This window comes from Pseudomonas sp. WC2 (genome assembly GCF_050586545.1).
GTDB lineage: Bacteria > Pseudomonadota > Gammaproteobacteria > Pseudomonadales > Pseudomonadaceae > Aquipseudomonas.
In genome coordinates this window covers 1-365 of sequence record NZ_JBOBDR010000055.1, presented here as the reverse complement: position 1 = coordinate 365, position 365 = coordinate 1, and the positions used below count along the sequence as shown (strand labels likewise).

Genomic DNA, 365 nt, shown 5'->3' with positions numbered 1-365 from the left:
GAGCGTTGTTGAAATCGAAATCCCAAACGCCGCGTTGCGTCAGTTGGCCAAAGCCCCGCTCGCGCTGTCCTATCGTGTGGAAAAAGCCGACAACACCCCCGACCAGCGCTCCAAGGTGCAATTCATCAACGTCATTGGTCAGGTACAACGCCTCGCCGCGCCGCTTGTGCGCGAAGCGGTCTCCGGAGCGCTGAATCCTGAACTGGCGCGAGTGACCATCGAAATCCCGTTCGACAATTCCTTCGCTGCCGGCCAGTCGATCAACCTGATGTGGCTGGGCACCCGGCCAGATTTTTCCACCTACTTGCCGGATCTGCCCCCGCGCCTGATCAGCAACGGCGACATCAGCGCCGCCAAACCGCTGA

At 60.5% G+C, this 365-nt stretch carries 1 pseudogene; it reads left to right on the top strand.

Annotated elements, in window-relative coordinates:
* A pseudogene (locus ACQ4OE_RS26790) lies at positions 1–365 on the top strand (hypothetical protein); the annotation flags it as partial.